Here is a 26214-nt window from a genome sequence, read left to right on the forward strand (position 1 = left end):
ACACAATTGCATCGCGACGAAGGGACTTACGACTTGCAGGATGGCGATGCCGCGCTGGCGCTTCAGGCGCTCGGATGGATCTTGAGCGACGAACCGCGCGCCGAGCGGCTGCTGGGTCTGACCGGGCTTGCGCCCGATGAACTGCGCGCGTCGCTGGGCGAGCAGGCGACGCTCGCGGCGATCCTGTCGTTCCTGACCGCCCACGAAAGCGACCTTATCGCCTGCTCCGATGCGTTGCAGGTGCCGCCGGCCAGCATCGCCGCCGCCGCGCAAAGGCTCGAAGGCCAGCCATCCGAAGGAACCACCGCATGAACCGCCCGCTCGTCATCACCGATTGCGACGAGGTGCTGATGCACATGGTCGTCCCCTTCGCCGAATGGGTCGACGCCGAACATGGCGTGATCTTTCGTATCGAGGATGCGAGCTTCGCGAACGCGCTGAAGCGCAAGGAGTGCGGCACGCCGCTCGAGGCGGCCGAGGTTTGGCCTTTGCTCGACGGCTTCTTCCGCAAGGAAATGATGCGGCAATATCCGATCCCCGGCGCGCTTGCGGCGATGGCGGCGATCGGTGCCGAGGCCGATATCGTCGTGCTGACCAATGTCGGGCCCGAACATCAGCAGGCGCGGATCGAACAGCTCGCGCTCCACGATTTCCACGCGCCGGTGATCGGCAGCCGCGGCGGCAAGGGCGAGCCGGTGCGCCGCCTGATCGAAGAGTATAAGCCCTCGGTCGCGGTGTTCGTCGACGACCTGGCGGGTCATCATCATTCGGTCGCGCAGGAGGCGCCCGATGTTTGGCGCCTGCATCTCGTCGGCGAGCCCGCGATTGCCGACAAGATCGCGCCCGCGCCTTACGCGCATGCCCGAATCGACAATTGGAAAGAGGCGCAGCGCTGGATATTGGCGCGCCTTGCCGAAAACATCCCCGCCCCGGCCGCCGAGCCGGTTTAATCAAGGAACGACCAATGGATATCGCCGCCAAAATCGCCGAACTCGGCCTCGAACTTCCCAAGCCCGCCGCGCCGGTCGCCGCTTATGTCCCCGTCGTCGAACATGGCGGCCTGCTCTATGTCAGCGGCCAGCTGCCATTCCGCGACGGGCAGGTCGTGACTGGCCGCCTGGGCGAAGACGTCGACGTCGCGGGCGGTCAGGATGCCGCGCAGCGCGTCGCGCTGATGCTCGTTGCGCAGATCGGGCAGGCGCTCGGCGGCGACTGGTCGCGCGTCGCGCGCATCATAAAGCTCGGCGTTTTCGTCAACAGCACCCCCGGTTTCACCGATCAGGCGAAGGTCGCGAATGGCGCGTCGGACCTGTTCGAGGCGCTGTTCGGCGATGCGGGGCGCCATGCGCGCGCTGCGGTTGGCGTTGCGGTGCTGCCACTCGGCGCGGCGGTCGAGGCCGACGCGATCGTCGCGGTGCGCCCGGCCTAAATCATGGCCGAGGCCGACCCGCCGGCACGCGCCATCTCGCTCGGTAGCGGCGTTGCCGCGATCGAAGCCGCGGCGTGGGACGCACTGCACGATGGCAGCAACCCATTTGTCGGTCACGCCTTCCTGGCGTTGCTCGAAGACTCGGGCAGCGTCGGGGCGGGCACCGGATGGCAGGCGGCGCCGCTGCTCGTCGAGGATGCCGGCGGCGCGCTCGTCGCCGCCGCGCCCGCCTATCTCAAATCGCACAGCCAGGGCGAATATGTCTTCGACCATGCATGGGCCGATGCGTGGGCGCGTGCGGGCGGCGATTATTATCCGAAGCTGCAGATCGCGGCGCCCTTCACCCCGGTGCCGGGGCCGCGCCTGCTCTCGAACGACAAGGGCGACGCGCTGCTGCTGCTCCGCGCCGCGGAGGCGGTGGTGCGGCAGAACCAGCTGTCTTCGGCGCATGCCACCTTCGTCGCGCCCGAGCAGATGTCGTTGTTCGAGGAAGCGGGGTGGCTCATCCGCCGCGATATCCAGTTTCATTTCGCGAACGCGGGCTATCGCAGCTTCAACGATTTCCTCGCCACGCTGACTTCGGCAAAACGCAAGCAACTGCGCAAGGAGCGGCTACGCGCGATCGAGGGGCTGCGGATTGAGGAGCTCACCGGCGATGCGATCCGCCCCGACCATTGGGACGCGATGTGGCTTTTCTATCAGGACACCGGCGCGCGCAAATGGGGGCATCCGTACCTCACGCGCGAAGCCTTCGACCTGATGGGTGAAAGGATGGCCGAGCAGATCATCCTGCTCATCGCCTATGACGGCGAGGAACGGCCGGTCGCGGGCGCGCTGCACTTCCTCGGTGCCGATACATTATACGGTCGCTATTGGGGCTGCCAGATCGACATCCCCTATCTGCATTTCGAACTATGCTATTACCGCGCGATCGATATTGCCATCGAACGCGGCCTGGCGCGTGTCGAGGCGGGCGCGCAGGGCGGGCACAAGCTCGCGCGCGGCTATGGCCCCGTCGCGACCTGGTCGGCGCATTTTATCGCGGACACGGGATTTCGGCGCGCCGTCGCCGACTATCTCGAACAGGAACGGCAAGCGGAAGCGGTCGAGATGGATTGGCTCGAAGGGCACACGCCCTTCAAGCGGAAGGATTAGGCCGCGAAGCGGCGTGCTGCGGGACGGCGCGCCGTCTCGTCGAGCCAGGCGCGCGCCTGACGCTGCGCTTCCGCGATCTCGTCGCGGCTCATTTCGTCCGACAGGTCGGCGCGGCACTGCTGGCCTTCGACATTGCCGCCGAGCGCTGCCAGGTTGAACCATTTATGCGCCTGGATCAGGTCGACATCGACCCCGCCAGTGCCGGTCGAAAAAGCGATACCGAGATCGAAATACGCATTGGCGTCGCCGCGTGCGGCGTCGAGCAGACGGCTCTCGATCAGATATTGGGCAGACTTCAGACTATTCGCCATGATAACCCCCTGTCGCTTCCCCCCACAGGAAGCTTCGGCCCCCAACCTTGCGGCTTATGGTCAACAAAGCGTTAACGGTGCATCGATTTTCTTGTGGATGGGACAGGGGGTCCCCGGAAACCTGGGATTTTTGCGGTTAATCAACCGACTGCCAAATTGTCTATCAACCGCGTTTTTCCAATCCGCGCAGCTGCCAGAAGCCGCGCTGGCTTGCGAAAGGCGTCCAGTCTTTCGAGGCTGTCGGCATCGGCGAGCGCGACATAATCGACGCTGTCAAAGCCGCTCTTGACGATCGCCGCCTCGGCCTTGGCGAGCGTTTCGTTCACCTCGTCGCCGCCCGCAATCGCTGTCGCCGCCGCCTTCAACGCCGCGGGAAAGGCGGTCGCAGCGGCTCGCTGATCCTTTGACAGATAGGCATTGCGCGACGACAGCGCGAGGCCGTCGGTGTCGCGTGCGATCGGCGCGCCCAAAATGTCGATGCCGAAATCGAGGTCGCGCGCCATGCGGCGGATGATCGCGAGCTGCTGCCAATCCTTTTCGCCGAAGATCGCCACGTCGGGCCGCACCTGATTGAACAACTTGGCGACGACGGTCGCAACGCCGTCGAAATGCCCCGGGCGCGCCGCGCCGCAATAATCGGCGCCGAGTTCGGAAACCTCGATATGCGTGCTGTGCCCCGACGGATAGACGGTCGCGACATCGGGCGCCCAGAGCAGGCTCGTGCCTTCCTGCGCCAGCATCGCCGCGTCGCGCGCCTCGTCGCGCGGATAGGCGGCAAAATCCTCATTGGGGCCGAATTGGGTCGGATTGACGAAGATCGACACGACGGCATGGTCCGCAACACGCTTCGCCATGCGGACGAGCGAGACATGGCCGTCGTGCAGCGATCCCATCGTCGGCACGAGCGCGACGCTCTTGCCCCCTTGCTTTAGTGCCGTAACGGCACGTTGCAGCATTGCGATGTCACGGATGATTTGCACGCCCGGTCGGCCTCCGATATTGGCGCGACTATATCACTTCGCGCGTCGGCCGCCCATGCCGCGCAAACAGGAAAATCGCAACGCTCATGACGAAGCCCGCACCGCACCGCATCATCTTTGCCAATGAAAAGGGTGGGACCGGAAAATCGACCTGCGCCGTGCATTTCGCGGTCGCGCTGGCGAGCCAGGGCTGGCGCGTTGCGGGGATCGATCTCGATCCGCGCCAGCGCACCTTTCACCGCTATCTCGAAAACCGCGAACAGACCGCGAAGCGCCGCGAGATAACGCTGCCCACCCCGCGCTTCGAGGTGTTCACCGGCTCGACGGTCGAGGAACTCGACGAGCAGGTCGCGCGGCTCAGCGAAGACGCCGATTACATCATCGCCGACACACCCGGCCGCGATGACGTCTTCGCGCGCCACCTCGCGACGAGCGCCGACACGCTCGTCACCCCGATCAACGACAGCTTCATCGATTTCGACCTGATCGGCCAGGTCGATCCCGAAACCTTTCAGGTCACCCGTCCCAGCTTCTATTCCGAACTGATCTGGGACGCGCGCAAGACGCGCGCGAAGACCGACGGGCGGACGATCGACTGGATCATCCTGCGCAACCGCCTCCAGCATGTCGACGCGCACAATATGCGCCGCGTCGGCGAGGCACTGACCCAGTTGTCGCGGCGCGTCGGCTTCCGCGTCATCCCTGGGCTTGGCGAGCGCGTTATCTATCGCGAACTTTTCCCCGCTGGCCTCACCCTGCTCGACAAGGCGCATCTCGGCGGCATGGGGATTGGGCATGTCGTCGCGCGGCAGGAACTGCGCGAAGCGATGGGAGGATTGAACCTTCCCGCGCGCGAGCGGTTCCACCCGGACGGCGACCTTTTCGCCGCCGCCTGAATTCCGTCTCTCCCCCAAGAGGATCCCCCATGACCCATGTTTTCCATCCGACGATGCTGCGCGAATATGACATACGCGGCGTCGTTGGCGACACGCTGTCCGACAAGGACGCCTATGCCATCGGCCGCAGCTTCGCGACGCTGGTCCGCCGTGCGGGCGGCAAGCGCGTCGCGGTCGGCTATGACGGCCGTCTGTCGTCGCCCATGCTTGCCGACGCGCTGATTGCCGGGGTCAATGCTGCGGGCGTCGACGCGCTCAACGTCGGGCTCGGTCCGACGCCGATGCTCTATTATGCCGCGTCAACCGAGGATGTAGAGGGCGGCATACAGATAACCGGCAGCCACAACCCCCCCGACTATAATGGCTTCAAATTTGTGATGCAGGGGCGTCCCTTCTATGGCGCCGACATTCTGGGCATCGGCGAAATGGCCGCCGCAGGCGACTGGGAGGCGGGTGAAGGCACGTCGCAGAGCATCGATATCGTCGATGCCTATGTCGACCGGCTGGTCGAAGGGTTCGCGGGCGGCGCCTTCCGCATCGGCTGGGACGCCGGCAACGGCGCCGCGGGCACGGTCATCGAGAAGCTCACGGCGCGCCTTCCGGGCGAGCATCATTTGCTGTTTACCGACATTGACGGACATTTTCCGAACCACCATCCCGATCCGACCGAAGAGAAGAATCTTGCAGACCTGCGCAAGCTCGTCGCGGAGAAGAGCCTCGATTTCGGCGTCGCTTTCGATGGAGACGGCGACCGCATCGGCGCGATCGACGGCGAGGGCCGGGTGATCTGGGGCGACCAGTTGCTGCAAATCTACGCCGCTGCGGTGCTGCAAGATCTGCCCGGCGCGACGGTGATCGCCGATGTGAAGGCGAGCCAGGCTTTGTTCGACCGCGTCGCCGCGCTCGGCGGCAAGCCGCTGATGTGGAAGACCGGCCACAGCCTGATCAAGGCGAAGATGAAGGAAACCGGCAGTCCGCTGGCGGGCGAGATGAGCGGGCATATCTTCTTCGCCGATCGCTATTATGGCTATGACGATGCGCCTTACGCCGCGATCCGGCTGATCGAGGCGGCGACGAAGCTTGGGCAGAGCGTCACCGAATTGCGCGGTAACATGGCGCCGATGGTCAACACCCCCGAAATGCGCTTCCAGGTCGACGAAAGCCGCAAATTCGCCATTGTGGACGAAGTCCTGGGTCGGCTCGGCGCATCGGGCGCGCAGGTCGACCGCACCGACGGCGCGCGCGTGCTCACCGACGATGGCTGGTGGCTGCTCCGCGCTTCGAACACGCAGGATGTGCTCGTCGCGCGCGCCGAGGCGAAGGATGAGGCGGCGCTGACGCGGCTGCTCGCGGCGATCGACGAACAGCTCGCGCTGTCGGGAATCGCGCGCGGGCCGCAGGCGGCGCATTGATAACTAAAATCCCTCTCCTTCAGGGGAGGGCAGCGAGACTTGCGAACTTGTTCGTTAGTCGCAGCGGGTGGGGGCTAGCGACCTGGCGCCGGACCTCGATCCCCCACCCCCCCTCCTCTGAAGGGGAGAGGCTTTAAGGGATGCAAAAATCTTGCCAGATTGACGTTCGCCGCGTCGCTGGGGTAACGCGCTCGTGGGGCTAGAACTGGAACCGACCGACCTATGACCGACGACGAATCCAATGCGGGCACGCTGACCGAGGGCGATCATGGGGTCACCGAGCATCGCGCGCATGTCCGCGAAGAAGCCGCGGCGGGCAACGGCCTCGCGGTCATCTCGATTGCGAAGAGCTATGACAAGCGCACGGTTCTCTCCGACGTCTCGCTGTCGGTCGGCAAGGGCGAGGTCGTCGGCCTGCTTGGCCCCAACGGCGCGGGCAAGACGACCTGCTTCTATTCGATCATGGGACTGGTAAAACCCGACGCCGGACGCATCATGCTCGACGGCGCCGACATCACCGCACTGCCGATGTATCGCCGCGCGATCCTCGGGCTCGGTTACCTGCCGCAGGAAACCTCGATCTTTCGCGGCATGACGGTCGAACAGAATATCGGAGCCGTGCTCGAACTCAGCGAACCCGACAAGGTATCGCGCGAGCGACGGCTCGAAGAATTGCTCGACGAATTCGGCCTCACGCGGCTCCGCGATTCGGCGGCGATGGCCTTATCAGGCGGCGAACGGCGTCGCGCAGAGATTGCGCGTGCATTGGCCGCCAATCCGTCGATCATGCTGCTCGACGAACCGTTCGCAGGCATCGATCCGCTGTCGATCAGCGATATTCGCGACCTCGTCGCCGATTTGAAGACGCGCGGGATCGGGGTGCTGATCACCGATCATAATGTGCGCGAGACGCTCGACCTCGTCGACCGCGCCTGCATCATCTACGACGGCAAGGTATTGCTTGCCGGCTCCCCGGAAGAGCTCGTCGCCGACCCCGAGGTGCGTCGCCTCTATCTCGGCGAGGGCTTCTCCTTGTGATCGACTAGACACTGATGGCGTTGGGTCCGCGCCTCGATCTCCGCCAGTCGCAATCGCTGGTGATGACGCCGCAGCTGCAGCAAGCGATCAAGCTGCTAGCGTTGTCGAACCTCGAACTCGAGGCCTATCTGGCCGAGGCGCTCGAAGGCAATCCGCTGCTCGATGCCGCGTCGGCGGACAGTGACGGGAGCGCGGGCGATCCCGAATATACGCCCGGCGGCGACGCGCCGACCACCGAAGCCGCGTCGCTCGACGCCGATCAGGCGCTGGCAGCCGACGGCGGCAGCGCGAACGATCTCGACGTCGACCTCGCCGCCGACAGCTTTCACCACGACAGCGCGAGCGACAATGTCGGGCTGTCGGGATCGGGTGAGGATATCGATTTCGACAGCTTCGCCGAGCAAGAGGGCACGCTCCACGACCATCTACTCGCTCAGGTCGGCGAACGCTTCAGCGGCATCGAGGCGATCGTCGCGGGGCAGCTTGTCTCGCTGATCGACGAGACGGGATATCTGCGCGCCGACCTTGCCGAACTCGCGGCGCAATTGGGCGTCCCGCTCGCCTTGCTCGAAGACGTGCTGGCGGGCATCCAATGCTTCGACCCGGCGGGCGTCGGCGGGCGCGACCTTGCCGAATGTATCGCGATCCAGGCGCGCGAAGCCGATCGCTACGATCCCGCGATGGCGACGATGATCGCGCATCTCGATCTTGTCGCCAAGGGTGCCTTTCCGCAGCTGAAGCGCATCTGCGGGGTCGATGACGAAGACCTTGCCGACATGATTCGCGAACTGCGCAGCTATGATCCGAAGCCCGGGTTGAAATTCGGCAGCGAAGGCGCCCCGGCGGTCGTCCCCGACCTGTATATCCGCCAGACAGCGAAGGGCTGGTCGGTCGAGATCAACAGCGGCACCCTGCCGCGGCTGCTCGTCAACCGCCGCTATTATACCGAACTCGCGCAGGGCGCGGCGGCGAAGAGCAAGGCATGGCTGTCCGAGCAGCTTGCGGGGGCCAACTGGCTCGTCCGCGCACTCGACCAGCGCCAGCGCACGATCGTCAAGGTCGCGAGCGCGATCGTGAAGCAGCAGGAAGGCTTTTTCCTTCACGGCGTCGCGCATATGCGCCCGCTGACCTTGCGTCAGGTCGCCGAGGAAATCGGCATGCACGAATCGACCGTCAGCCGCGTCACGAGCAACAAATATCTGAGCTGCGCGCGCGGATTGTTCGAACTCAAATATTTCTTCTCGAGCGGCATTTCGGCGACCGAGGGCGAAGGTGCGGTGTCGTCCGAATCGATCAAGAGCCGGATCAAGGCGATGATCGAGGCGGAGGATGGCAAGGCGATTCTCTCCGACGAAACGATCGCGCAGAAACTCTCGGCCGAGGGGCACGACATCGCGCGGCGCACCGTAGTCAAATACCGTGAGGCAATGGGCTATGGCTCGTCGGTGCAACGGCGGCGGCAAAAGGCGTTGGCGGGGTAACCTTAGCTCGTCACCCCGGACTTACTCCGGGGCCCATGATGCCCCGGTTCCCGTGGATCCCGGAGCAAGTCCGGGATGACGAAATAAGGACAGCAGCCGGTTGACTTTTTACCCGCTTCCCCATAGTTGCGCCGCTTCGCGTCAATACGCCAAGATTTACGGACAGAGATCATGAAGATTCGCAACAGCCTGAAGTCGCTGAAGGACCGCCACCGGGATAACCGCGTTATCCGCCGCCGTGGCCGCACCTATGTGATCAACAAGACCAACCGCCGCTTCAAGGCGCGCCAGGGCTAAAGCCCTGTCGGGACATATGTCCCGCGCGCATTTGCGAGCAAGCGTTACGCCGTCGGATGCTTCCGGCGGCGCTTTCGCGTGTCTGGAGGCCGCATGATTCGCCGTAGCGTGATCTTCGACGTCGGCCGCGTCCTGTTCGACTGGGACCTGCGCTATCTCTTCGCCAAGCTGATCGCCGAGAAAGACGAGCTCGAATGGTTCGTCACCAACGTCGTCACGCCGCAATGGCATTTCCAGCACGACGCAGGCCGCCCGCTGGCCGAGATGCTACCCGAACTGAAAGCCGAATTTCCCGATCATGCGATGCTGATCGACGCCTATGCGACGCGCTTTAACGAGACGATCCCCGCGCCCATGCCCGGCAGCCTCGAACTCGTCAAACGCCTCGACGCCGCGGGCGTACCGCTCTTCGCGATCACCAATTTCGGTCATGAATTCTGGGAAGGCTTCCGCCCGACCCAGCCGATCTTCAATCTCTTTCGCGATATCGTCGTGTCGGGGACCGAAAAATTGATGAAGCCCGATCCCGCAATCTACCATCTCGCCATCGAGCGATTCGGCATCGACCCCGCGAGTGCGCTTTTCATCGACGACAATGCCGCGAATGTGGCGGGTGCCGAATCGGTTGGCATCGCGGCCCATCGGTTCAAGGATGCGGCGACGTTGGAGGCCGAACTGCTCGCGCGCGGATATTTGCCGGCTCGATGAGCAGGGCGGATCGTCTTGAACGCCTCGACGCCCGTCGGGTCGAGCTGGAAGCCGAATATGCGGATGTGTTGCTGGACGCGTTGCGTCGGGTTGCTTCCGGCTCATGGGGCTTGTTTGGCCACACCAAGGATCGCGCGGCGCACGCCAAATGGGAACCCGTCGTTACGGACTTGTGCGACCGGGGCGGAGAAATCGATCAAGTGCGCGATCAACTGGGCTTGCAGCCTTTCGCGTTGCACGAAGAATTCGAGGCGTCTCGCGGACCCGTGGCATCGAACGCGCCGGGCGAACCCAAGCAGGCGAAGGCATGGCTGGAGCGACTGGGTGAGGACGTCTAGGCGCTTACCCGCCATCCAAAATATCGTCATTCCCGCGAAAGCGGGAACCCAGCGAGCAACCGTCTGAACCGGGTTCCTGCTTTCGCGGGAATGACGACGTCTGTGATTACTTCTCGACGCCCAGCTGGGTCAGCACGAACGCAAATTCCTCGGCATCCTCGCGCAGCGCCCCCCAGCGGCCCGACTTGCCGGCGTGGCCCGCGCCCATATTGGTGCGCAGGAGTAGCGTCGCGTCGTTGGTTCGCGTTGCGCGCAGCTTCGCGACCCACTTCGCGGGCTCCCAATAGGTCACGCGCGGGTCGTTGAGTCCCGCCGACACCAGCATCGGCGGATAGGCCTTTGCCGTCACATTGTCATAGGGGCTGTAGCTCAGCATATAATCGAACGCGGCCTTGTCAGTGATCGGATTGCCCCATTCGGGCCATTCGCCGGGGGTCAGCGGTAGCGTCTCGTCGACCATCGTGTTGATCACGTCGACGAAGGGAACCCCCGCGAGCACCGCGCCCCACAGTTCGGGGGCCTGATTGTAAACCGCGCCCATCACCTGCCCGCCCGCCGAGCGGCCCTCGATCGAAATCTTGCCCGCGCTCGTATATTTGGCGGCGATCAGGCCCTTGGCGACGTCGATGAAGTCGTTGAACGTATTCTTGCGTTCGGTGGTCTTGCCCGCGAGATACCAGGCGCGGCCGAGGTCGTCGCCGCCACGAACATGCGCGATGGCGTAGATCATGCCGCGGTCGACGAGGCTCAAACGCGTCGTCGAGAAGCCCGGCGGCACGCGGTAGCCATAGCTGCCATAGACATAGAGGTGCATCGGCGCGCTACCGTCGCGTGGGGTGCCCTTCTTGTAGACGAGCGATACCGGAACGGGCGTGCCGTCGCGCGACGGCATGTTCACCAATTCGGTTATATAATCATCATGATTATAACCGGAAGGAATTTCCTGCACCTTCAGCGTTTCGAGCTTGCCGCTCGCGAGGTCGTAATCGAACACCGTGTCGGGCGTGACCATCGACTCATAGTCGAGCCGCAGCTTGTCCTGATGATATTCGGGATTGTCGCCGAGCCCCGCCACATAAGTGGCTTCGGGGAACTGGATCCGGCCGGGGGTCAGCGGCGCGTCATATTTGCGGATATCGACCTGGTCGACGCCCTTCTCGCGCGCTTCGATCACGAAAAAGTCGCGGAAGACCGAGAGGCCAGTAATGTAGCTCGAATCCGACCCGGGGATCAGCGTCGTCCACTCGCCCGGCGTCTTCACACTCGCGGTGGCGATGCGGAAATTGGGATGTTCGTCATTGGTATAGACGTAAAGCGTCCCGTCGCGCTCATCGACGCTGTACTCGCGGCCCTTCTTGCGCGCCGAAACGAGCTGCATCTTCGCCTCGGGATTGTCGGCGGGGAGCAGATAGACCTCGCTCGTCTCATTATCGCCCGTCGCGATCACGATATAATTGTCGGCGGCGGTCTTTCCGATCCCCACCCCGAAACCGATGTCGGCTTCCTTGTAGAGCAATTTGTCGGCGGTCAGCGGGGTGCCAAGCTTGTGCAGGCGGACATTGTCGGTGCGCCAATTCTCGTTGGCGAGGCCATAGAGGATCGCATCGTTCTGTGCCGTCCACACGAGCGACGACAGCGTGCCGGGGATGACGTCGGGCAGCATTTCACCGGTATCGAGGTTGCGGATACGCACCTCGAACCGCTCGGAACCATTATCGTCGAACGAATAGGCCATCAGCTTGCCGTTCGGGCTGATCGACAGTTCGGCAAGGCGGAAATAATCCTTGTCCTTCGCCATCGCGACTTCGTCGAGGATCAGGACCGCGCTGCCGCCGGTAACCGGCCGCCGATACCATTTCTTATATTCGGCGCCTTCCTCATATTCGACCCAATAGACCCAATCGCCGTCCTTCTGCGGCACGCTCGAATCGGCTTCCTTGATCCGGCCCTTCATTTCCTGGAACAAGGTTTCGACGAGCGCCGCGTGCGGTTTCATCACGGCATCGAAATAGGCGTTTTCGGCCTTCACATAGTCGAGCACATCCTTGTCATCGATCGTCGGATAGCTCTCGTCCTTCAGCCAGTGGTATGGGTCGGAGAGCTTTTTGCCGTGCAGCATCGTCTCGTGCGGGCGCTTCTCGGCGACCGGGGCGGCGGGCAGGGCAGGGGTGCTATTGGTCAATGCGGCATCTTTCTCTTGGGCGAACAGGGTAGACGATGCGACAAGTGGGGTGGCAATTGCCGCCAGAAACATCCAAATAGCGCGCATCACAAAAGCCCCCGCGGTGTCGCCCCTATGGGCGGAATTGCCGCGATGTAGGAATAAGGAACGCGTCATGTCCAGCCCCGTCCATGCAGAGCGCCTCGCCCGCGTCCGCGCCGCCCTCGCCGCGCGCGGCCTCGACGGCTTTGTCGTGCCGATCAGCGACGAACATATGAGCGAATATGTCGGCGACTATGCGCAGCGCATGGCGTGGCTGACGGGCTTCGGCGGCTCGGCTGGGACCGCTGCGGTGCTGCCGGCGAAGGCCGCGGTGTTCGTCGACGGCCGCTATACGGTGCAGGTCCGCGATCAGGTCGATGGCACGCTGTTCGACTATGTCGGGGTGCCGCAGTCGAGCGTTGCCGAATGGCTTGGCGCCAACGTCATCGCGGGGCAGAAGATCGGCTTCGATCCCTGGCTCCACGGCATCGACTGGGCACGCGGGCTGGGCAAGGCATTGGCGGACAAGGGCGCGCAGCTCGTCGCGGTCGACGTCAACCCGATCGACGCGGCATGGGACGACCAGCCGGCGCCGAGCCCGGCCGTGGTGACTGTCTATGACACGAAGCTCGCGGGGCAGGCGGCGACGGACAAGCGCGCGGTGATCGCCGATTGGCTCAAGGCCAAGGGTCTCGACACCACGGTGATGACCGCGCTCGATTCGGTCGCCTGGACCTTCAACATTCGTGGGTCGGACGTCAGCCACACGCCCGTCGGGCTCGCTTTCGCATTGCTCCACTCGGACGCGACCGCCGACCTGTTCATCGCGCCCGAAAAGATCACCGATGCGGTACGTGCGCATCTCGGCAACAGCGTGCGAATCCACGACCGCGATGCATTCGAGGCCGCGCTGGCCGACCTCAAGGACAAGAAGGTCGCGGTCGATCCCGACCGCGCCGTCGCGGCGATTTTCACCGCGCTCGAAGCCGCCGGCGCAAAGATCGAACGCCACCGCGACCCCGCGGTGCTGCCCAAGGCGATCAAGAACGACACCGAACTCAATGGCACCCGCGCCGCGCATGTCCGCGACGGCGTCGCGGTCGCGCGCTTCCTGCAATGGATGGAGGATGTTGCTCCGCAAGGGGGCCTCGACGAACTTGGCGCGGCGGCGAAGCTACGCGAATTTCGCGACCAGAACGGCGCGCTCGTCGATTTGAGCTTCGACACCATCTCGGCCGCCGGCCCTAATGGGGCGCTGCCGCATTATAAGGTCGATGAGACTACCAACCGCGCGATCGAGACCGGCACGCTCTATCTCGTCGATTCGGGCGGGCAATATGCCGACGGCACGACCGACATCACGCGCACGATTGCCATCGGCACGCCCACCGCCGAAATGCGGCGCCGCTTTACGCAGGTGCTCAAGGGGCATATCGCGCTCGCGACCGCGCGCTTCCCGAAGGGGACGCGCGGCAGCCAGCTCGACATTCTGGCGCGCCAATATCTTTGGGCCGATGGCGTCGATTATGCGCATGGCACCGGGCACGGCGTCGGCACCTATCTCGCGGTTCATGAGGGGCCGCAGCGTATCGCCAAACCCGCGGGCGGGCAGGCGGGGACCGAGGAGCCGCTGCACGCGGGCATGATCCTCTCGAACGAGCCCGGCTATTATAAGGCGGGCGCCTTCGGCATCCGCATCGAAAATCTCGTCATCGTCGTTCCGCAAAGCATCGACGGCGCCGAAGAGGATATGCTGGGGTTCGAGACGATCACCTTTGCCCCGATCGCGCAGAATCTCGTCGAGGTCGCTTTGCTCTCGCCCGCTGAGGCCGACTGGTTCGACGCCTATCATGCCGCGGTGTTCGAAAAGCTGGCGCCCGCAATGAGGGGTGACGACCGCGCTTGGCTCGAAGCGGCGTGCGCGCCGCTCGACCGCGCCCCCGCGGCGCTTGCGGCCTGATCCGGCGATGGATCGCAGCAATTGGGACGTTTCGCTGGACGATTTTCGCGTTCACGAGGCGGTGCGCGTGCGTTTCAACGAGATCGACGGACAGAATATCGTCTTCAACGGCAATTATCTCGTCTACGCCGATATCGGGGTGACCGAGTATTTCCGCGCGCTCGGCGAGGGGCAGCCCGGCCCGTATTTTCACCAATATGGTACAGACATTCGCGAAGTGCATGTCGAAATCGATTATCATGGCTCGGCGCGGCTCGACGAACGGATAACCATCGCCTCGCGGGTCAGCCGTTTCGGCCGGACGAGCTTTACTGTCCATTGCGCGATCTTTCGCGATAGCGAGCGATTGACCGATATCGAGATCAGCTACGCTCATATCGACCTCGACAGCGGCGGCGCGACGCCGCTGCCGGGCAGCTTCATTGCCGAGGTGCGTCGATTCGAAAAGCGGCTGCCGCTGCAGGATTGATGATTTGATCCCTGTTTCCGATGCACGGAAACGCGCGGCACCGGCCCGCTCCCCCACCCGGCCTCCCATTTCAGGATACTCTGTGGGGAGGCCGGGTGGGGGAGCGGCCGGTGCAGAAACCGAGCGAAAAACGCCTCTCAACCAAAAAGGTCGAAAAAAAGGGCCACCCGAGGGTGGCCCGTGAAAGTTTTGGGAGAGGATGCCTAAAAGGCGAGTTTGTTATTGCACTGCACAATGATTGCTGCAACTGCGAAATGAACATCTGCTATTGCATTTTTTGCAATCGAGAACGTTCTCAGCTGTCATTTGGCGCAATCACCTGCGGTTTCGCGCCCCCTCGCAAATTGTCGCGACATCGCCTAAATTGGGTGGATGGGAATGTTCAATAAAATGGATGTCGGCGGCGGCCTGTCCGATTTCTGGGCCTATGTCCGCGAACCCCGCCCGCATCGCTGGGCGGTGTGGGGCGTCGCACTGGCGCTGACCTGGCTGATTTTCACCGGGGTCGAGAAATATCTGATCCCTTATGAAAAGCCCAAGGAGCAGATCATCTATTTCGAAAATTGGACCGCGAACCGCAGCGCGGCCGAGATCCGCGCCGACTGGGTCGCGCGCGCCAAGGAAACGACGCTGCACAATGCCGAAAAGCGCGCCCAATATCAGCGCTTCGCCGATAGCCTCGGCATCGAATATGATTCGGCCGAGGCCGACAAGGTGACGCGCGAGACGCTGGGCGAAGAGGCGGCGGCCGCAGCGAAGAAGAAGCCCGCGCCGGTGCAGATACGCTCGACGCTCGCCGAACGCGCCGCGCGCACAGCGCAGCCCAAAGCTGCCGACTGACCATATGCAGCGCGGCCCCGCCGATGCCGACTGGATGGCGGTCGCCATTGCGCTGTCGCGGCGCGGTCGCCCTGTGTCGGCGCCCAATCCCAATGTCGGCTGCCTGATCGTTAAAGAGGGCAAGGTTGTTGCACGCGGCTGGACTCAGCCCGGTGGGCGCCCGCACGCCGAGGCGATGGCGCTGGGAGTTGCGGGTGATGCGGCGCGCGGTGCGACCGCCTATGTCAGCCTTGAGCCGTGCGCCCATGCCAGCCCGCGCGGTCCGGCGTGCAGCGATTCGCTCATTGCCGCAGGCATCGCGCGTGTCGTGATCGCTGCGCAGGATCCCGACCCGCGCACCGACGGCAACGGCATCGCGCGGCTGCAAGCGGCCGGGATCGAGGTCGTCTTCAATATGCTTCCCGCCGAAGCGCGCGCCGTGATGGCGCCGTGGTGGACGCGGCACACCGAAGGGCGGCCGTTCGTGACGCTCAAGCTCGCGACGTCGCTCGACGGCTGTATCGCCCGCGCCGACGGATCGAGCCGCTGGATCACCGGCGACCGCGCCCGGGCGCACGGCCATCTGGAGCGCGCAAGCCATCAGGCGATCCTCGTCGGACGCGGGACGCTCGCGGCCGACGCGCCGCGACTCGACGTGCGGCTTTCGGGGCTCGAGGACCGCAGCCCCAAAAAGCTGCTGCTCACCACCGGCGAGGCGCCCGAGGGATGGACCGCTATCGCCTCTCCGCAAGCGATCGACGACGTCGATTCGGTCCTGGTTGAGGGCGGCGCCGGGGCGGCCTCGGCTTTTCTTGCCGCCGACCGCGTCGATCGGCTCCTGCTCTACCGCGCGCCGATCCTGATCGGCAGAGGCAAACCGGCGCTTGCCGACATTGGGCTGGCCGATCTGGCCGACGCGCATGGCCGCTGGCGTCTTTCCGACAGCCGGATGCTTGGCAGCGACCGGCTCGACGTCTACGAGCGCGCCAGAGAAGGATAATCGACCCCATGTTCACTGGCATCATCACCGACATCGGCACCGTTCGTTCGCGCGAAGATCGCGGCGACACGCGGCTCGTCATCGACACCGCCTATGACACCGCCACGATCGACCTCGGTGCCTCGATCGCCTGTTCGGGCGCGTGCCTGACCGTCGTCGACAAGGGCGCCGACGCTGACGGTCACTGGTTTGCGATCGACGCCAGCGCCGAAACGCTCGCGCGCACTGCGCCGGGGATGTGGGATCAGGGGCGCCGCCTGAACCTCGAACGCGCGCTCAAGATCGGCGACGAGCTTGGCGGGCATATCGTCACCGGGCATGTCGACGACATCGGCCGCATCGTGTCGGTCGAGCCGGTGGGCGACAGCGTCACCGTCACAGTTGCTGCGCCCGCATCGCTTGCCCCGCATATCGCCGCTAAAGGATCGATCACCGTCGACGGCGTATCGCTGACCGTCAACGACGTGACCGACCAGCCGGACGGCGAGGCGCATTTCACGCTCAACATCATCCCGCATACGCAGGAAATGACGACGCTGAACGAAGCCGCGGCGGGACGCCCGGTCAATCTCGAGATCGATATACTCGCGCGTTATCTGGCGCGGATGCAGGCGCGCGGCGCCTAACCTTCCAGCCAGCCCGCGGCGAGTTCAGGATCCGCCGCCACCATCGACCGCCGCATCGCGAGCCGCCCGATCCGCAGCAGTTCGGCCTTGCGCCGCGCGGGGGCGAGGTTGCAGCTCGCGGCTTCGCGCACGACCGTCGCGCCATATCGGTCGGCGACGATCAGCCCCGATGATTCGGGACGATAGCCCTCGGTCTCGAGGATCGCGGGGTCGAGCCCCGACGCGAGCGCCCAATAGAAACGGTCGCACCAGTCGCAATAGTCGGGCCATTTGCCGTCGCCGTGGAGGTCGGCGCGGCTGACCTTGATCTCGACGATTATGATCTGGCCCTTGGCGTCGATCGCGGTGAGGTCGGTGCGCCGCCCGTTGGGCAGCGGCACCTCAGGTATCGCGACCAGCCCCGCCTGCGCGAACAGCCGGCACACGCCGCGCGCGACATCCGCGGCGGTGATCGGGTCGGTCATCGTCTAAAGACCCGTCCTCAGAACGGAACGTCGTCGTCCAGATCGTCGTCGAAGGGCGGACGCCCGCCGCCGCCCGAACCGCCGCCGAAGCCGCCAGACCCGCTGGACGATCCACCCGACGCACCGCCGCCCTGATTCCAGCCGCCGCCTGAGCCACCGCCCGACGAAGCGCCGCTCCACTCGTCACCGCCGCCGCCGCGCGACCCACCGCCGCCGCCGCCCGGCGCGCCGTCGAGCATGGTCAGCGTGCCGCCCATGCCCGCGATCACCACTTCGGTCGTATATTTATCGTTGCCGTCCCGGTCCTGCCATTTGCGGGTGCGCAGGCTGCCTTCGATATAAACCTTCGAGCCCTTTTTCAGGTAACGCTCGACCACACCGACCAGCCCGTCGCCGTTGATGACGACATTGTGCCACTCGGTGCGCTCCTTGCGCTCGCCGGTCATCCGGTCCTTCCACTGTTCGGAGGTCGCGATGCGGATATTGGCGATCTTGCCGCCGTTCTGGAACGACTTGATCTCGGGGTCGGCACCAAGGTTGCCGATCAAAATTACCTTGTTGACGCTGCCAGCCATTGCCGCTCCGCTCCGCTAGAAAATGGGAAGGATCAGCCTAGTCCAAAGGCGACGGCTGTCCAGTAAGTGATTCCGGCAGCGGCATAGGCGAGCAAGAACAAATAGCCAACCATGAACATCGGCCATTTCCATCCATTGGTCTCGCGCCGCGTGATCGCGATCGTCGAAATGCACTGCGGGGCAAAGACGAACCAGGCGAGGAAGGCGAGCGCGGTCGCGATGCTCCAACGGCCAGCAATGCGGTCTCCGAGCGCCTCGGCCATCGCATCCTCGTCGCCCTCCGCGTCGATTGCGTTCGCGGTCGCCATCGCCGACACCGCAACCTCGCGCGCCGCCATCGCGGGGATCAGCGCAAGCGCGATGTCGTGGTTGAAACCGATCGGCTTGACGACCACCTCGAGCGCGCTCGCGATCCGGCCGCCGGCGCTATATTCGACCTGGCTCTGGCCAGCGGGTGCCTGCGGAAAGGTCAGCAGCAGCCATAGGACGACCGTCGTCGCGGCGATGATCGTGCCGGCGCGGCGGAGGAAAATCCACCCGCGCTGCCACAGCGCGATCGCGATATCGTTCAGCCGCGGCCACTGATAACGCGGCATTTCCATCATGAAGCCTGTGGCATTGCCCTTGGTCACCGATCGGCGGAGCGCATAGGCGACAAGCAACGCGCCGACGATGCCGCTGATGAACAATCCGAACAGCACGAGTCCCTGGAGCCCGATCGGCGTCCCGCCGACATTTTGCGCCGGGATGAAGGCGCCGATGATCAGCGTATAGACGGGCATGCGCGCCGAACAGGTCATCAGCGGCGCGATCAGGATCGTCGTCAGCCGGTCCTTTTCGTCGGGGATCGAGCGCGTCGCCATAATGCCGGGGACAGCGCAGGCGAAACTCGACAGCAGCGGGATGAAGCCGCGCCCCGAGAGGCCAACCTTGCCCATCAGCCCGTCCATCAGAAAGGCCGCACGCGTCATATAGCCCGACGCCTCGAGTAGCAGGATGAAGAGGAAGAGGATCAGGATCTGCGGCAGGAAGACGACGACCGCGCCGACGCCCGCGAGCAGCCCCTCGACTACCAGCCCGCGCAGGAAATTGTCGGGGAAGGTGCCGACGACCCATGTCTGGATTACGCCGATCACGCCTTCGAGCGCGTCGGCGAACGGCGTCGCCCACGAAAAGACCGCCTGGAACATCACGAACATCAACGCGACGAGAATGATCAGGCCGCCGACCGGGTGGAGCAGGACATTGTCAACGCGCTGGGTCCAGCGGCGCACGGGGGTTTCGTCGACCGTCGCGACGCGCGCGATCGTGCGGGCGCGCTCATGTAGCGAGACGTCGTTGGCGGGCGCGGCGACAGCGGCGCGCGGCTGGTGCGACTGGATCGCGCCGTCGACTGCGGCAAGCAGTTCGCTGAGCCCGCGCTTGCGCACCGCCACCGTCGGCACCACCGGCACGCCCAGTTCTTTCGACAGGCGTTCGGCGTCGAGCGTCAGCCCGTCGCGTGTGGCGAGGTCGAGCATGTTGAGCGCGACCACCGTCGGCAAACCGAGCGCCAGCAGTTCGAGCGCGAAACAAAGATGATTGTCGAGGTTTGCGGCATCGACGACGATAATCAGCGCGTCGGGGCGCGTCTCGCCCGTCTGTTTGCCGAGGATCACGTCGCGCGTCACCGCCTCGTCGAGGCTCGCGGGGGTCAGGCTGTAGGTGCCGGGCAGGTCGATCAGCGAGATCGGTCGGCCATCGGCGAAGCTCGCATGCCCCGCCTTCCGTTCAACGGTGACGCCGGGATAATTGGCGATTTTTTGCCGCGCGCCGGTCAGCGCGTTGAACAGGCTCGATTTGCCGGCATTGGGATTGCCGACGAGCGCGATCGAGGGAATGGCGGCGGTCATGCGGTAATCGCCTCGATTTCGATCGCCGCGGCCTGGTTGCTGCGGATGATCACCTTCATGCGGCCGATCGTCAGCGCCAGCGGATCGCGCGAAAAAATGCTGCCGCGATGAAGCGGCATGATCTCGCACCCCTCCATTAGGCCGAATTCGCGCAGGCGCCGGCCTTCGTCGTCGGACATGGCATTCCAGTTGATACGGGCGATCCGCACCGCGACGCCCAATGGCGCCTTGTCGAGCAAAGCTATCATTTGCTAGCGATTATCAATAACAGCGGGCGAGCGCCAGTCTTTAGATACAATCGGCTTCGCGCCGCTCAGCGCCCCGGATAGCGTAGCCGCCCGACGAAGCGCGCAAGGCTGGGGCGTTCGATGCTGCGCGACGCGCGGCGATGTTTCCAGCTTTCGAAGCGCATCACCTGGTCGATCCGGCGCGCGAGGAAGGCGCGCGTATCGGCGAAACCCTCGCTTTCGTCGGTCAGGAACACCGCCATCGTCGAGCCATAGACGGCGCCAAGGATTACGCGCTTGCTGTAATGATTATAATCGGTCGCGGTGTCGCCTGCGAGCCGCCACATATGATCGGCGGCGCGCCAGCCGAGTTTGGCGGCGTGCGGCGCGTTGGTCGGGAGCGCGAGCAACGCGAGCGCGCGGCGCAGCGATTCGCGGTTCGGCGCGAGCAGATCGATGCGCGTCTCGACCAGCGTCGTGATGCGTTCACGAATCTTGAGCGCGGCGAGTTTTTCGGCGGGCCAGCGCGCTTCCATCGCCGCGTCGATGTCGGCGAACCAGGCGTCGATCATGTCGCGCCCGCCGCCGGGAAAGGCGAGCCGCGCGACGTCTGCATCGACGCCGACGCGCGCCGCGGCGTCGTCGAGCGCGGCGTCGCCAAAGCCGTCGAACGCCGCCGAGGCGGCGATCAGCGGCGCCAGCGCAGCGCGAATCTCGTCGAGGGTCGGGTCGGCGGGAAGGATTGAAGCCATAATGTCAGATAGGCCGCGCCGCGCGGTTCGGCAACCGGATCAGCACCAGCGCCGCGCCGACCATCATCCCGCCGAAAATATCGATGGCGGAAAGCGTCTCGCCGAACCCGATCCAGCCGCTGAGCGCGGCGACCGCAGGCTGGACCAGCAGGGTCAGCCCGATCACCAGCGGCGAGAAGCGCGGCAGCGACCAGATCATCAGCCCCTGCCCGACGATCTGGCTGGTCAGCGCGAGCAGGATCAGCGGGGTCCAGTTTTGCGGCATTATCGTTTCGCCCAGCGCCAGCGCGGCGCCGAGCAGGATGGGAACGCAGACCGTTGAGGCGATGGCAAGCGCGGTCCATGGCGCGAGCGTGCCGCGGACGCGCTGCATCAGGATGACATAGCCTGTATAGAGCACCCCCGCGAACAGGCTGAACAGGTCGCCGACGAGGTAGTCGGGCGACAATTCATAGCTCTGCCCCATGAGCAGCGCCGATCCGGCGAAGGCGAGCCATATGGCCGCCGCCTGCCATCCGCGCGGCAACCGGCGTGCCAGGATAACCCCCCAGATGACGAGCAGCAGGCTGGCGCAATTGCCGAACAGCGTCGCGTTGGCGACCTTGGTCTGGAGGATGCCGAAATGCCAGGCGGCGAGGTCGAGCGCAAAGAAGATGCCCGCCATTGCGGCGACCAGCACCGCGGGGCGCGGTGGCGCCCGTCCGCCGGTTTCACGCCACGCGAAGATCAGCAGCAACGGCAGCGCGAGCGTCATCCGCCAGAAAGCCGAGGCGGTCGGACCCGTATCGGCCATGCGGACGAGCATTGCGCCGAGCGAGAGCGCAACATTGCCGCCGATCAGCGCGGCGAATGCCCAGCGATTGGCCGCGGTCGATACCTCGTCGATACTATCCATCTTCGCTGTCATTTAGATTTTCTTTTGCTACGTACCATTGTGCCGGCACCGCTGCGTCCATAGCTTCGCGGGCCATAGCGACGACCGATGGGGCCGTCGCGAAGAAAGTGAAACGTGGAGGAACCATGGCCGTATCACTATTCGATCCGATCAAATTGGGCGCGATCGACGCCCCCAACCGCATTGTCATGGCGCCGCTGACGCGCGGCCGCGCCGGGCCAGGCTTTGTCCCGAACGAGCTTGCGCTGGAATATTATCGCCAACGCGCTTCGGCCGGGCTGATCATTTCCGAAGCAACCGGCATTTCGCAGGAAGGCCTTGGCTGGCCGAGCGCGCCGGGCCTGTGGACCGAAGCGCAGGTCGAAGGCTGGAAGCCGGTGACCGATGCCGTACACGCCGCCGGCGGCCGCATCGTCGCGCAGCTCTGGCATATGGGCCGGCTTGTCCATTCGGTGTTCAACGATGGCAAGCCGCCGGTTTCTGCGTCGGCGACGACCGGCACTGGCCGCGCACATACGCCGGTCGGCCGCATGGACCTCGAGGAAGCGCGCCCGCTGCGCCTCGACGAAATCCCGCGCGTCATCGCCGATTATGTGAAAGCGGCCGAAAATGCGAAGAAGGCCGGTTTCGACGGGGTCCAGCTGCACGGCGCCAACGGCTATCTGATCGACCAGTTTCTGCGCGACGGGTCGAACCTGCGCGACGATGATTATGGTGGTTCGGTCGAAAATCGCATCCGCTTGCTGCGCGAAGTCACCGAATCCTTGATCGGTGTGTGGGGCAAGGACCGCGTCGCGGTGCGCCTGTCGCCCAATGGCGAGACGCAGGGTGTTGACGACAGCGCGCCCGAAAAGCTGTTCCCGGCCGCCGCCGCGGCGCTGGACGCGCTCGGCATCGCCTTCCTCGAATTGCGCGAGCCGGGTCCCGAGGGCACCTTCGGGCGTACCGATGTGCCCAAGCAGTCGCCCGCGATCCGTGCGGCGTTCAAGGGCCCGCTGATCCTCAACAGCGACTATGACGTCGCGAAGGCCGAAGCCGCGCTGGCAGACGGCAGCGCCGACGCGATCGCCTTCGGGCGCCCGTTCATCGGCAACCCCGATCTCGTCGAACGCATCAAGAGCGGCGCCGAGTGGGCCGCCGACAATCCGCAGACTTGGTATTCGCCGGGCGCGGAAGGCTACACCGACTATCCTGCGCTGGTGAACGCATAAGGCATGGAAGATCCGGGCGGCCGTGCGCCGTCCGGATCAGCTCTTTTCGGCGAGCGCCTTATCGATGATGCCGGCTCCGATGGGGCCGAGGAAATTGCCGCCGAAGCGGAACAGCACGAACGCGCCGGCGAAGAGCAGCAAGGGCTCGATAAAGCCCACGACGATTGCCGCGACGACAAGCGCAAAGAACAGCGTGACGAAGCCGCTACTCAATATTTGCTGACCCTTGGGACCCAGCTCGATGGTGCGTGGCCCCTTGGCATCCCACCATTTGGCGGTGACGATCGTCTTGCGGCCGTCGGCACGCGGCGCCGCGCGGCTCACGATCCGCGCGGGATCGGGGTTCGATTTCAGCGCGGGCCGATCGTTCGGCTGCTGATTCTTCCATGGCTGTTTGGTGCGCTCGGCAACCACCCCCGCCCCGCGGTCCCTGCCGCTGTTTGTCGCGGGGGTGGACGCGGCAACCTGCTGCGTGGGCGCGGGACGCGCGCTCAACCCCGATTCGGCGCGCGCCGCGGTCGACATATCGGGGGCGGCGCTCGTCTTCGCGGGCCGGATAGCCTCGACGCCAAGATTCCGATCGTAAAGGTCCATGCGCTCGGCGGCGCTCAGCGGCGTCTGCCCGGTTTCCTTGTCAATGACCACCAGCCTCCCGCCGCGCTCGACGACGGAAAAACGGCTGGGAGGCGGGCGATCAACCAATGCCGAATTGTTCCTTCAGCGCGAGCATGGCAATCGCGGCCTTCGCCGCTTCGCCGCCCTTATCCTTGCGCGTCTTGTCGGCGCGCGCAAGCGCCTGTTCTTCATCCTCGACGGTGAGGATGCCATTGCCGATCGCGAGCCCGTCGAGGGTGAGCGCCATGATGCCGCGCGCGCTCTCGTTCGATACGACCTCGAAATGATATGTCTCGCCGCGGATCACGACGCCGAGCCCCACATAAGCGTCAAAACGCCCGGTTTCGGCGCCTAGCGAAATCGCCGCGGGGACTTCGAGCGCGCCGGGGACGGTCACGGTCTCGTGGCTATGCCCCTCGGCCTCGAGCGCGCTGCGCACGCCGTCGAGCAGCATGTCGTTGAGGTGGCTGTAAAAACGGGCTTCGACGATCAGGACATGCGCCATCAGGCTTCTCCGGGAATGGGGCGTTCGCCGACGACCGACAGGCCATAGCCTTCGAGCCCGACGATATTGCTGTGGGTGGGGGTGAGCAGTTCCATCGCATGGACGCCGAGGTCGGCGAGAATCTGCGCGCCGATGCCATAGGTGCGAAGGTCCATGCCGCCGGTCGGCGCCGGGGTCGCATCGGCGTCGGCCGACCCAGGCAGCGGGCGCATCAGCATCACGATGACGCCCGAACCGGCCTCGCCGATCGCGTCCATCGTGCGTTGCAGGCGGCGCTTCTTCGGACCCGGACGACCCATGATGTCGTCAAAGATCGACACCGGATGCATGCGGACCAGCGTCACGCCCTCGGGGTCCACCGGGCCCTTTTGCAGGACCAGATTGACGCTGCCGTCGATCTTGTTGCGATAGGATTTGAGGCGCCATTCGCCGCCATAGTCCGATTCGAACGGCTCGTCGGACACGCATTCGACCAGCCGGTCGCTGCGGCTGCGATAGGCGATCAGGTCGGCGATCGTGCCGATCTTCAGCCCGTGGCGCCTCGCGAAGGGGATCAGATCGTCAAGCCGCGCCATCGTGCCGTCGTCGTTCATGATCTCGCAGATCACGCCCGAGGGGTTGAGCCCGGCAAGCCGCGCGATGTCGACCGACGCCTCGGTATGGCCGGCGCGCACGAGCACACCGCCGTCGCGCGCGATCAGCGGAAAGATATGGCCGGGGGTGACGATATCGTCCCGCGTCTTGCCGGCGTCGATCGCGACCGCCACGGTGCGCGCGCGATCGCCCGCCGAAATACCCGTGGTGACGCCCTCGCGCGCTTCGATCGAGGTGGTGAAGGCGGTTTCGTGCCGCGTGCCGTTCTGGCGGCTCATCAGCTCAAGCCCGAGCGTGTCGACGCGCGCCTTGGTGAGCGTCAGGCAGATCAGCCCGCGGCCGTGCGTCGCCATGAAGTTGATCGCATCGGGGGTCGCCATCTGCGCGGGGATGACCAGGTCGCCTTCATTCTCACGATCCTCGTCGTCGACAAGGATGAACATGCGGCCGTTGCGCGCCTCGGCGATAATCTCTTCGGGGCTCGCCATCGGTGACAGGTCGCTGCCGTTCGCGAGCCAATTCTCGAGCTTGCGCAGCGTCTCGGCGGTGGGGTTCCAGCCCGGCGAATCGAGATCGCGCAGGCTGTTCGCGTGAAGACCCGCGGCGCGAGCGAGGCCCGAGCGTGACATGGTTCCGTCGTCGACGATGGCGCGGATGCGTTCGATGAGCTGTGTAGACATGAAAACCATGTCTCACATCATAATGTGATTGTCAATCCCAACATCACATCGAGCCTGTCAATTGGGCCCGAAAGTAGGGCCCAGGTCGCGGACCGGGCCGTCGGCCTTCGCGTCGAGCAGCGCGACGATCTGCCCCGTGCGATCATCGCGCTTGGCATAGGCGCGCGCCGACATGCCCGCGACATGGTCGGCCTTGTCGGGGTTGGCGCCGCGTTTCATGAGCAGGCGGACCATCGCGACATTCTTCGACTGCACCGCCAGGATCAGCGCGGTTTCGCCGCGCCGGTTCGTCTGGTCGACCGGCGCCTTGTCGTTGAGGAGTTCCTCGGCGCCGTCGGTAAAATTGATCAGCGCGGCGTGCATCAGCGGCGTAACCCCTTGGCGATCGCCGATCGACGGGTCGGCGTCCTTGCCAAGAAGGAAGCGCAACCAGCTGATATCGCGGCGCTTAGTGACGATGATCAGTGCGGTTTCGCCGGTGTCGGGATTGCGCGTGTTGACGAACGAGGGGTCATCCTTCAGCGCATCGGTCGCCTTGGTTCCGTCGCGGCTGTCGACGGCCTGCAAAAAGGCATAGCCGCCGCGGAACTGCGCCTGTGCGGGACTGAGCAGAAGGCCCGTCGCTGCAGCCAGTGTGACAAGGAAAAAGGCGAGGCGAAACTCCGCGCGTCGGAACATGTCT

At 64.8% G+C, this 26214-nt stretch carries 30 protein-coding genes; 17 read left to right on the top strand and 13 right to left on the bottom strand.

Annotated features, from left to right (window positions below; all coding sequences use genetic code 11):
- Positions 1-6: 6 nt before the first annotated feature.
- From SKP52_RS20900 to SKP52_RS20915, 4 genes are read left to right on the top strand one after another with little or no spacing between them, the layout of a single operon-like run.
- Positions 7-312, top strand: a complete 306-nt coding sequence (locus SKP52_RS20900; protein ID WP_228383720.1) for a DUF3572 domain-containing protein — start codon at positions 7-9, stop codon at positions 310-312.
- The gene (locus SKP52_RS20905; protein WP_039578361.1) at positions 309-950 is read left to right on the top strand and encodes an HAD family hydrolase; all 642 of its coding nucleotides are present in this window, start codon (positions 309-311) and stop codon (positions 948-950) included. Before SKP52_RS20900 ends, SKP52_RS20905 begins: the two co-directional genes overlap by 4 nt.
- Before the next feature lie 14 nt (positions 951-964).
- Entirely contained in the window at positions 965-1429 is a 465-nt protein-coding gene (locus SKP52_RS20910) for a RidA family protein (protein ID WP_039578364.1), read from the top strand.
- 3 nt (positions 1430-1432) lie between these two features.
- On the top strand, positions 1433-2584 hold the full coding sequence (locus SKP52_RS20915; RefSeq protein ID WP_052208656.1) for a GNAT family N-acetyltransferase: 1152 nt from the start codon (positions 1433-1435) through the stop codon (positions 2582-2584).
- Here SKP52_RS20915 and SKP52_RS20920 read toward each other — a convergent pair.
- Together SKP52_RS20920 and panC are read right to left on the bottom strand one after the other, a co-directional pair.
- Complete coding sequence (locus SKP52_RS20920; RefSeq protein ID WP_039578367.1) at positions 2581-2895, bottom strand: SEL1-like repeat protein; 315 nt, start codon at positions 2893-2895, stop codon at positions 2581-2583. The two genes, SKP52_RS20915 and SKP52_RS20920, sit on opposite strands and share 4 nt — an antisense overlap.
- Before the next feature lie 140 nt (positions 2896-3035).
- On the bottom strand, positions 3036-3875 hold the full coding sequence (panC, locus tag SKP52_RS20925; protein ID WP_039578370.1) for a pantoate--beta-alanine ligase: 840 nt from the start codon (positions 3873-3875) through the stop codon (positions 3036-3038).
- An 86-nt stretch (positions 3876-3961) separates the two neighbouring features.
- Here panC and SKP52_RS20930 point away from each other — a divergent pair, with 86 nt between their 5' ends.
- From SKP52_RS20930 to SKP52_RS20960, 7 genes are all read left to right on the top strand, one after another.
- Positions 3962-4771 (top strand): division plane positioning ATPase MipZ, encoded by an 810-nt coding sequence (locus tag SKP52_RS20930; protein ID WP_039578372.1) that lies wholly within the window; start codon positions 3962-3964, stop codon positions 4769-4771.
- 29 nt (positions 4772-4800) lie between these two features.
- Positions 4801-6183: a phosphoglucomutase/phosphomannomutase PgmG gene (gene pgmG / locus SKP52_RS20935; RefSeq protein WP_039578374.1), complete on the top strand. Its 1383-nt coding sequence runs from the start codon at positions 4801-4803 to the stop codon at positions 6181-6183.
- Between the two features lie 222 nt (positions 6184-6405).
- Positions 6406-7221: an LPS export ABC transporter ATP-binding protein gene (lptB, locus tag SKP52_RS20940; RefSeq protein ID WP_039578377.1), complete on the top strand. Its 816-nt coding sequence runs from the start codon at positions 6406-6408 to the stop codon at positions 7219-7221.
- 14 nt (positions 7222-7235) lie between these two features.
- A complete protein-coding gene (gene rpoN / locus SKP52_RS20945) occupies positions 7236-8702 on the top strand; it encodes an RNA polymerase factor sigma-54 (protein WP_039578380.1) in 1467 nt (488 codons plus the stop codon).
- 171 nt (positions 8703-8873) lie between these two features.
- On the top strand, positions 8874-8999 hold the full coding sequence (ykgO, locus tag SKP52_RS20950) for a type B 50S ribosomal protein L36 (RefSeq protein ID WP_003046794.1): 126 nt from the start codon (positions 8874-8876) through the stop codon (positions 8997-8999).
- Between the two features lie 93 nt (positions 9000-9092).
- Entirely contained in the window at positions 9093-9707 is a 615-nt protein-coding gene (locus SKP52_RS20955) for an HAD family hydrolase (protein ID WP_039578384.1), read from the top strand.
- On the top strand, positions 9704-10045 hold the full coding sequence (locus SKP52_RS20960) for a hypothetical protein (protein ID WP_039578387.1): 342 nt from the start codon (positions 9704-9706) through the stop codon (positions 10043-10045). The genes SKP52_RS20955 and SKP52_RS20960 overlap by 4 nt, the downstream gene beginning before the upstream one ends.
- 106 nt (positions 10046-10151) lie before the next feature.
- On the opposite strand, the gene SKP52_RS20965 is transcribed toward SKP52_RS20960, so the two are convergent.
- A complete protein-coding gene (locus SKP52_RS20965; protein WP_081997463.1) occupies positions 10152-12299 on the bottom strand; it encodes a S9 family peptidase in 2148 nt (715 codons plus the stop codon).
- Positions 12300-12381: 82 nt separating this feature from the next.
- On the opposite strand from SKP52_RS20965, the gene SKP52_RS20970 reads away from it, so the two are divergent.
- From SKP52_RS20970 to SKP52_RS20990, 5 genes are all read left to right on the top strand, one after another.
- Positions 12382-14208, top strand: a complete 1827-nt coding sequence (locus tag SKP52_RS20970; RefSeq protein WP_039578390.1) for an aminopeptidase P family protein — start codon at positions 12382-12384, stop codon at positions 14206-14208.
- Between the two features lie 7 nt (positions 14209-14215).
- On the top strand, positions 14216-14677 hold the full coding sequence (locus SKP52_RS20975) for an acyl-CoA thioesterase (protein WP_052209016.1): 462 nt from the start codon (positions 14216-14218) through the stop codon (positions 14675-14677).
- 378 nt (positions 14678-15055) lie between these two features.
- Positions 15056-15517, top strand: coding sequence for a hypothetical protein (locus tag SKP52_RS20980; RefSeq protein ID WP_228383721.1), 462 nt, complete (start codon positions 15056-15058; stop codon positions 15515-15517).
- Between the two features lie 34 nt (positions 15518-15551).
- Positions 15552-16496: a bifunctional diaminohydroxyphosphoribosylaminopyrimidine deaminase/5-amino-6-(5-phosphoribosylamino)uracil reductase RibD gene (ribD, locus tag SKP52_RS20985; RefSeq protein WP_039581894.1), complete on the top strand. Its 945-nt coding sequence runs from the start codon at positions 15552-15554 to the stop codon at positions 16494-16496.
- 8 nt (positions 16497-16504) lie between these two features.
- Positions 16505-17122: a riboflavin synthase gene (locus SKP52_RS20990; protein WP_039578397.1), complete on the top strand. Its 618-nt coding sequence runs from the start codon at positions 16505-16507 to the stop codon at positions 17120-17122.
- Here SKP52_RS20990 and SKP52_RS20995 read toward each other — a convergent pair.
- The 6 genes from SKP52_RS20995 to SKP52_RS21020 form a co-directional block, all read right to left on the bottom strand.
- Complete coding sequence (locus SKP52_RS20995; protein ID WP_039578399.1) at positions 17119-17586, bottom strand: MmcB family DNA repair protein; 468 nt, start codon at positions 17584-17586, stop codon at positions 17119-17121. The two genes, SKP52_RS20990 and SKP52_RS20995, sit on opposite strands and share 4 nt — an antisense overlap.
- Before the next feature lie 17 nt (positions 17587-17603).
- Complete coding sequence (ssb, locus tag SKP52_RS21000) at positions 17604-18161, bottom strand: single-stranded DNA-binding protein (RefSeq protein WP_039578402.1); 558 nt, start codon at positions 18159-18161, stop codon at positions 17604-17606.
- Between the two features lie 32 nt (positions 18162-18193).
- Complete coding sequence (gene feoB, locus SKP52_RS21005) at positions 18194-20053, bottom strand: ferrous iron transporter B (RefSeq protein WP_039578405.1); 1860 nt, start codon at positions 20051-20053, stop codon at positions 18194-18196.
- Positions 20050-20301: a FeoA family protein gene (locus tag SKP52_RS21010; RefSeq protein ID WP_052208658.1), complete on the bottom strand. Its 252-nt coding sequence runs from the start codon at positions 20299-20301 to the stop codon at positions 20050-20052. Before SKP52_RS21010 ends, feoB begins: the two co-directional genes overlap by 4 nt.
- A 65-nt stretch (positions 20302-20366) precedes the next feature.
- On the bottom strand, positions 20367-21032 hold the full coding sequence (locus tag SKP52_RS21015; protein ID WP_039578408.1) for a COQ9 family protein: 666 nt from the start codon (positions 21030-21032) through the stop codon (positions 20367-20369).
- A 4-nt stretch (positions 21033-21036) separates the two neighbouring features.
- Positions 21037-21939 carry a DMT family transporter gene (locus SKP52_RS21020; protein WP_228383722.1) on the bottom strand — a complete coding sequence of 301 codons (903 nt, stop codon included), beginning with the start codon at positions 21937-21939 and terminating at the stop codon, positions 21037-21039.
- Positions 21940-22052: 113 nt separating this feature from the next.
- Here SKP52_RS21020 and SKP52_RS21025 point away from each other — a divergent pair, with 113 nt between their 5' ends.
- Entirely contained in the window at positions 22053-23138 is a 1086-nt protein-coding gene (locus SKP52_RS21025; RefSeq protein WP_039578411.1) for an alkene reductase, read from the top strand.
- A gap of 36 nt (positions 23139-23174) precedes the next feature.
- Here SKP52_RS21025 and SKP52_RS21030 read toward each other — a convergent pair whose 3' ends face one another.
- The 4 genes from SKP52_RS21030 to SKP52_RS21045 are packed head-to-tail and all read right to left on the bottom strand — an operon-like array spanning position 23175 to position 26210.
- On the bottom strand, positions 23175-23783 hold the full coding sequence (locus SKP52_RS21030) for a hypothetical protein (protein WP_148309201.1): 609 nt from the start codon (positions 23781-23783) through the stop codon (positions 23175-23177).
- Between the two features lie 49 nt (positions 23784-23832).
- On the bottom strand, positions 23833-24258 hold the full coding sequence (gene ribH / locus SKP52_RS21035) for a 6,7-dimethyl-8-ribityllumazine synthase (RefSeq protein WP_039578417.1): 426 nt from the start codon (positions 24256-24258) through the stop codon (positions 23833-23835).
- On the bottom strand, positions 24258-25532 hold the full coding sequence (gene ribB / locus SKP52_RS21040) for a 3,4-dihydroxy-2-butanone-4-phosphate synthase (protein ID WP_039581900.1): 1275 nt from the start codon (positions 25530-25532) through the stop codon (positions 24258-24260). Before ribB ends, ribH begins: the two co-directional genes overlap by 1 nt.
- 57 nt (positions 25533-25589) lie before the next feature.
- Positions 25590-26210: an ankyrin repeat domain-containing protein gene (locus tag SKP52_RS21045; protein ID WP_039578420.1), complete on the bottom strand. Its 621-nt coding sequence runs from the start codon at positions 26208-26210 to the stop codon at positions 25590-25592.
- Positions 26211-26214: the final 4 nt, after the last annotated feature.

It is taken from the genome of Sphingopyxis fribergensis (assembly GCF_000803645.1).
In the GTDB taxonomy this organism is placed as follows: Bacteria; Pseudomonadota; Alphaproteobacteria; order Sphingomonadales; family Sphingomonadaceae; genus Sphingopyxis; species Sphingopyxis fribergensis.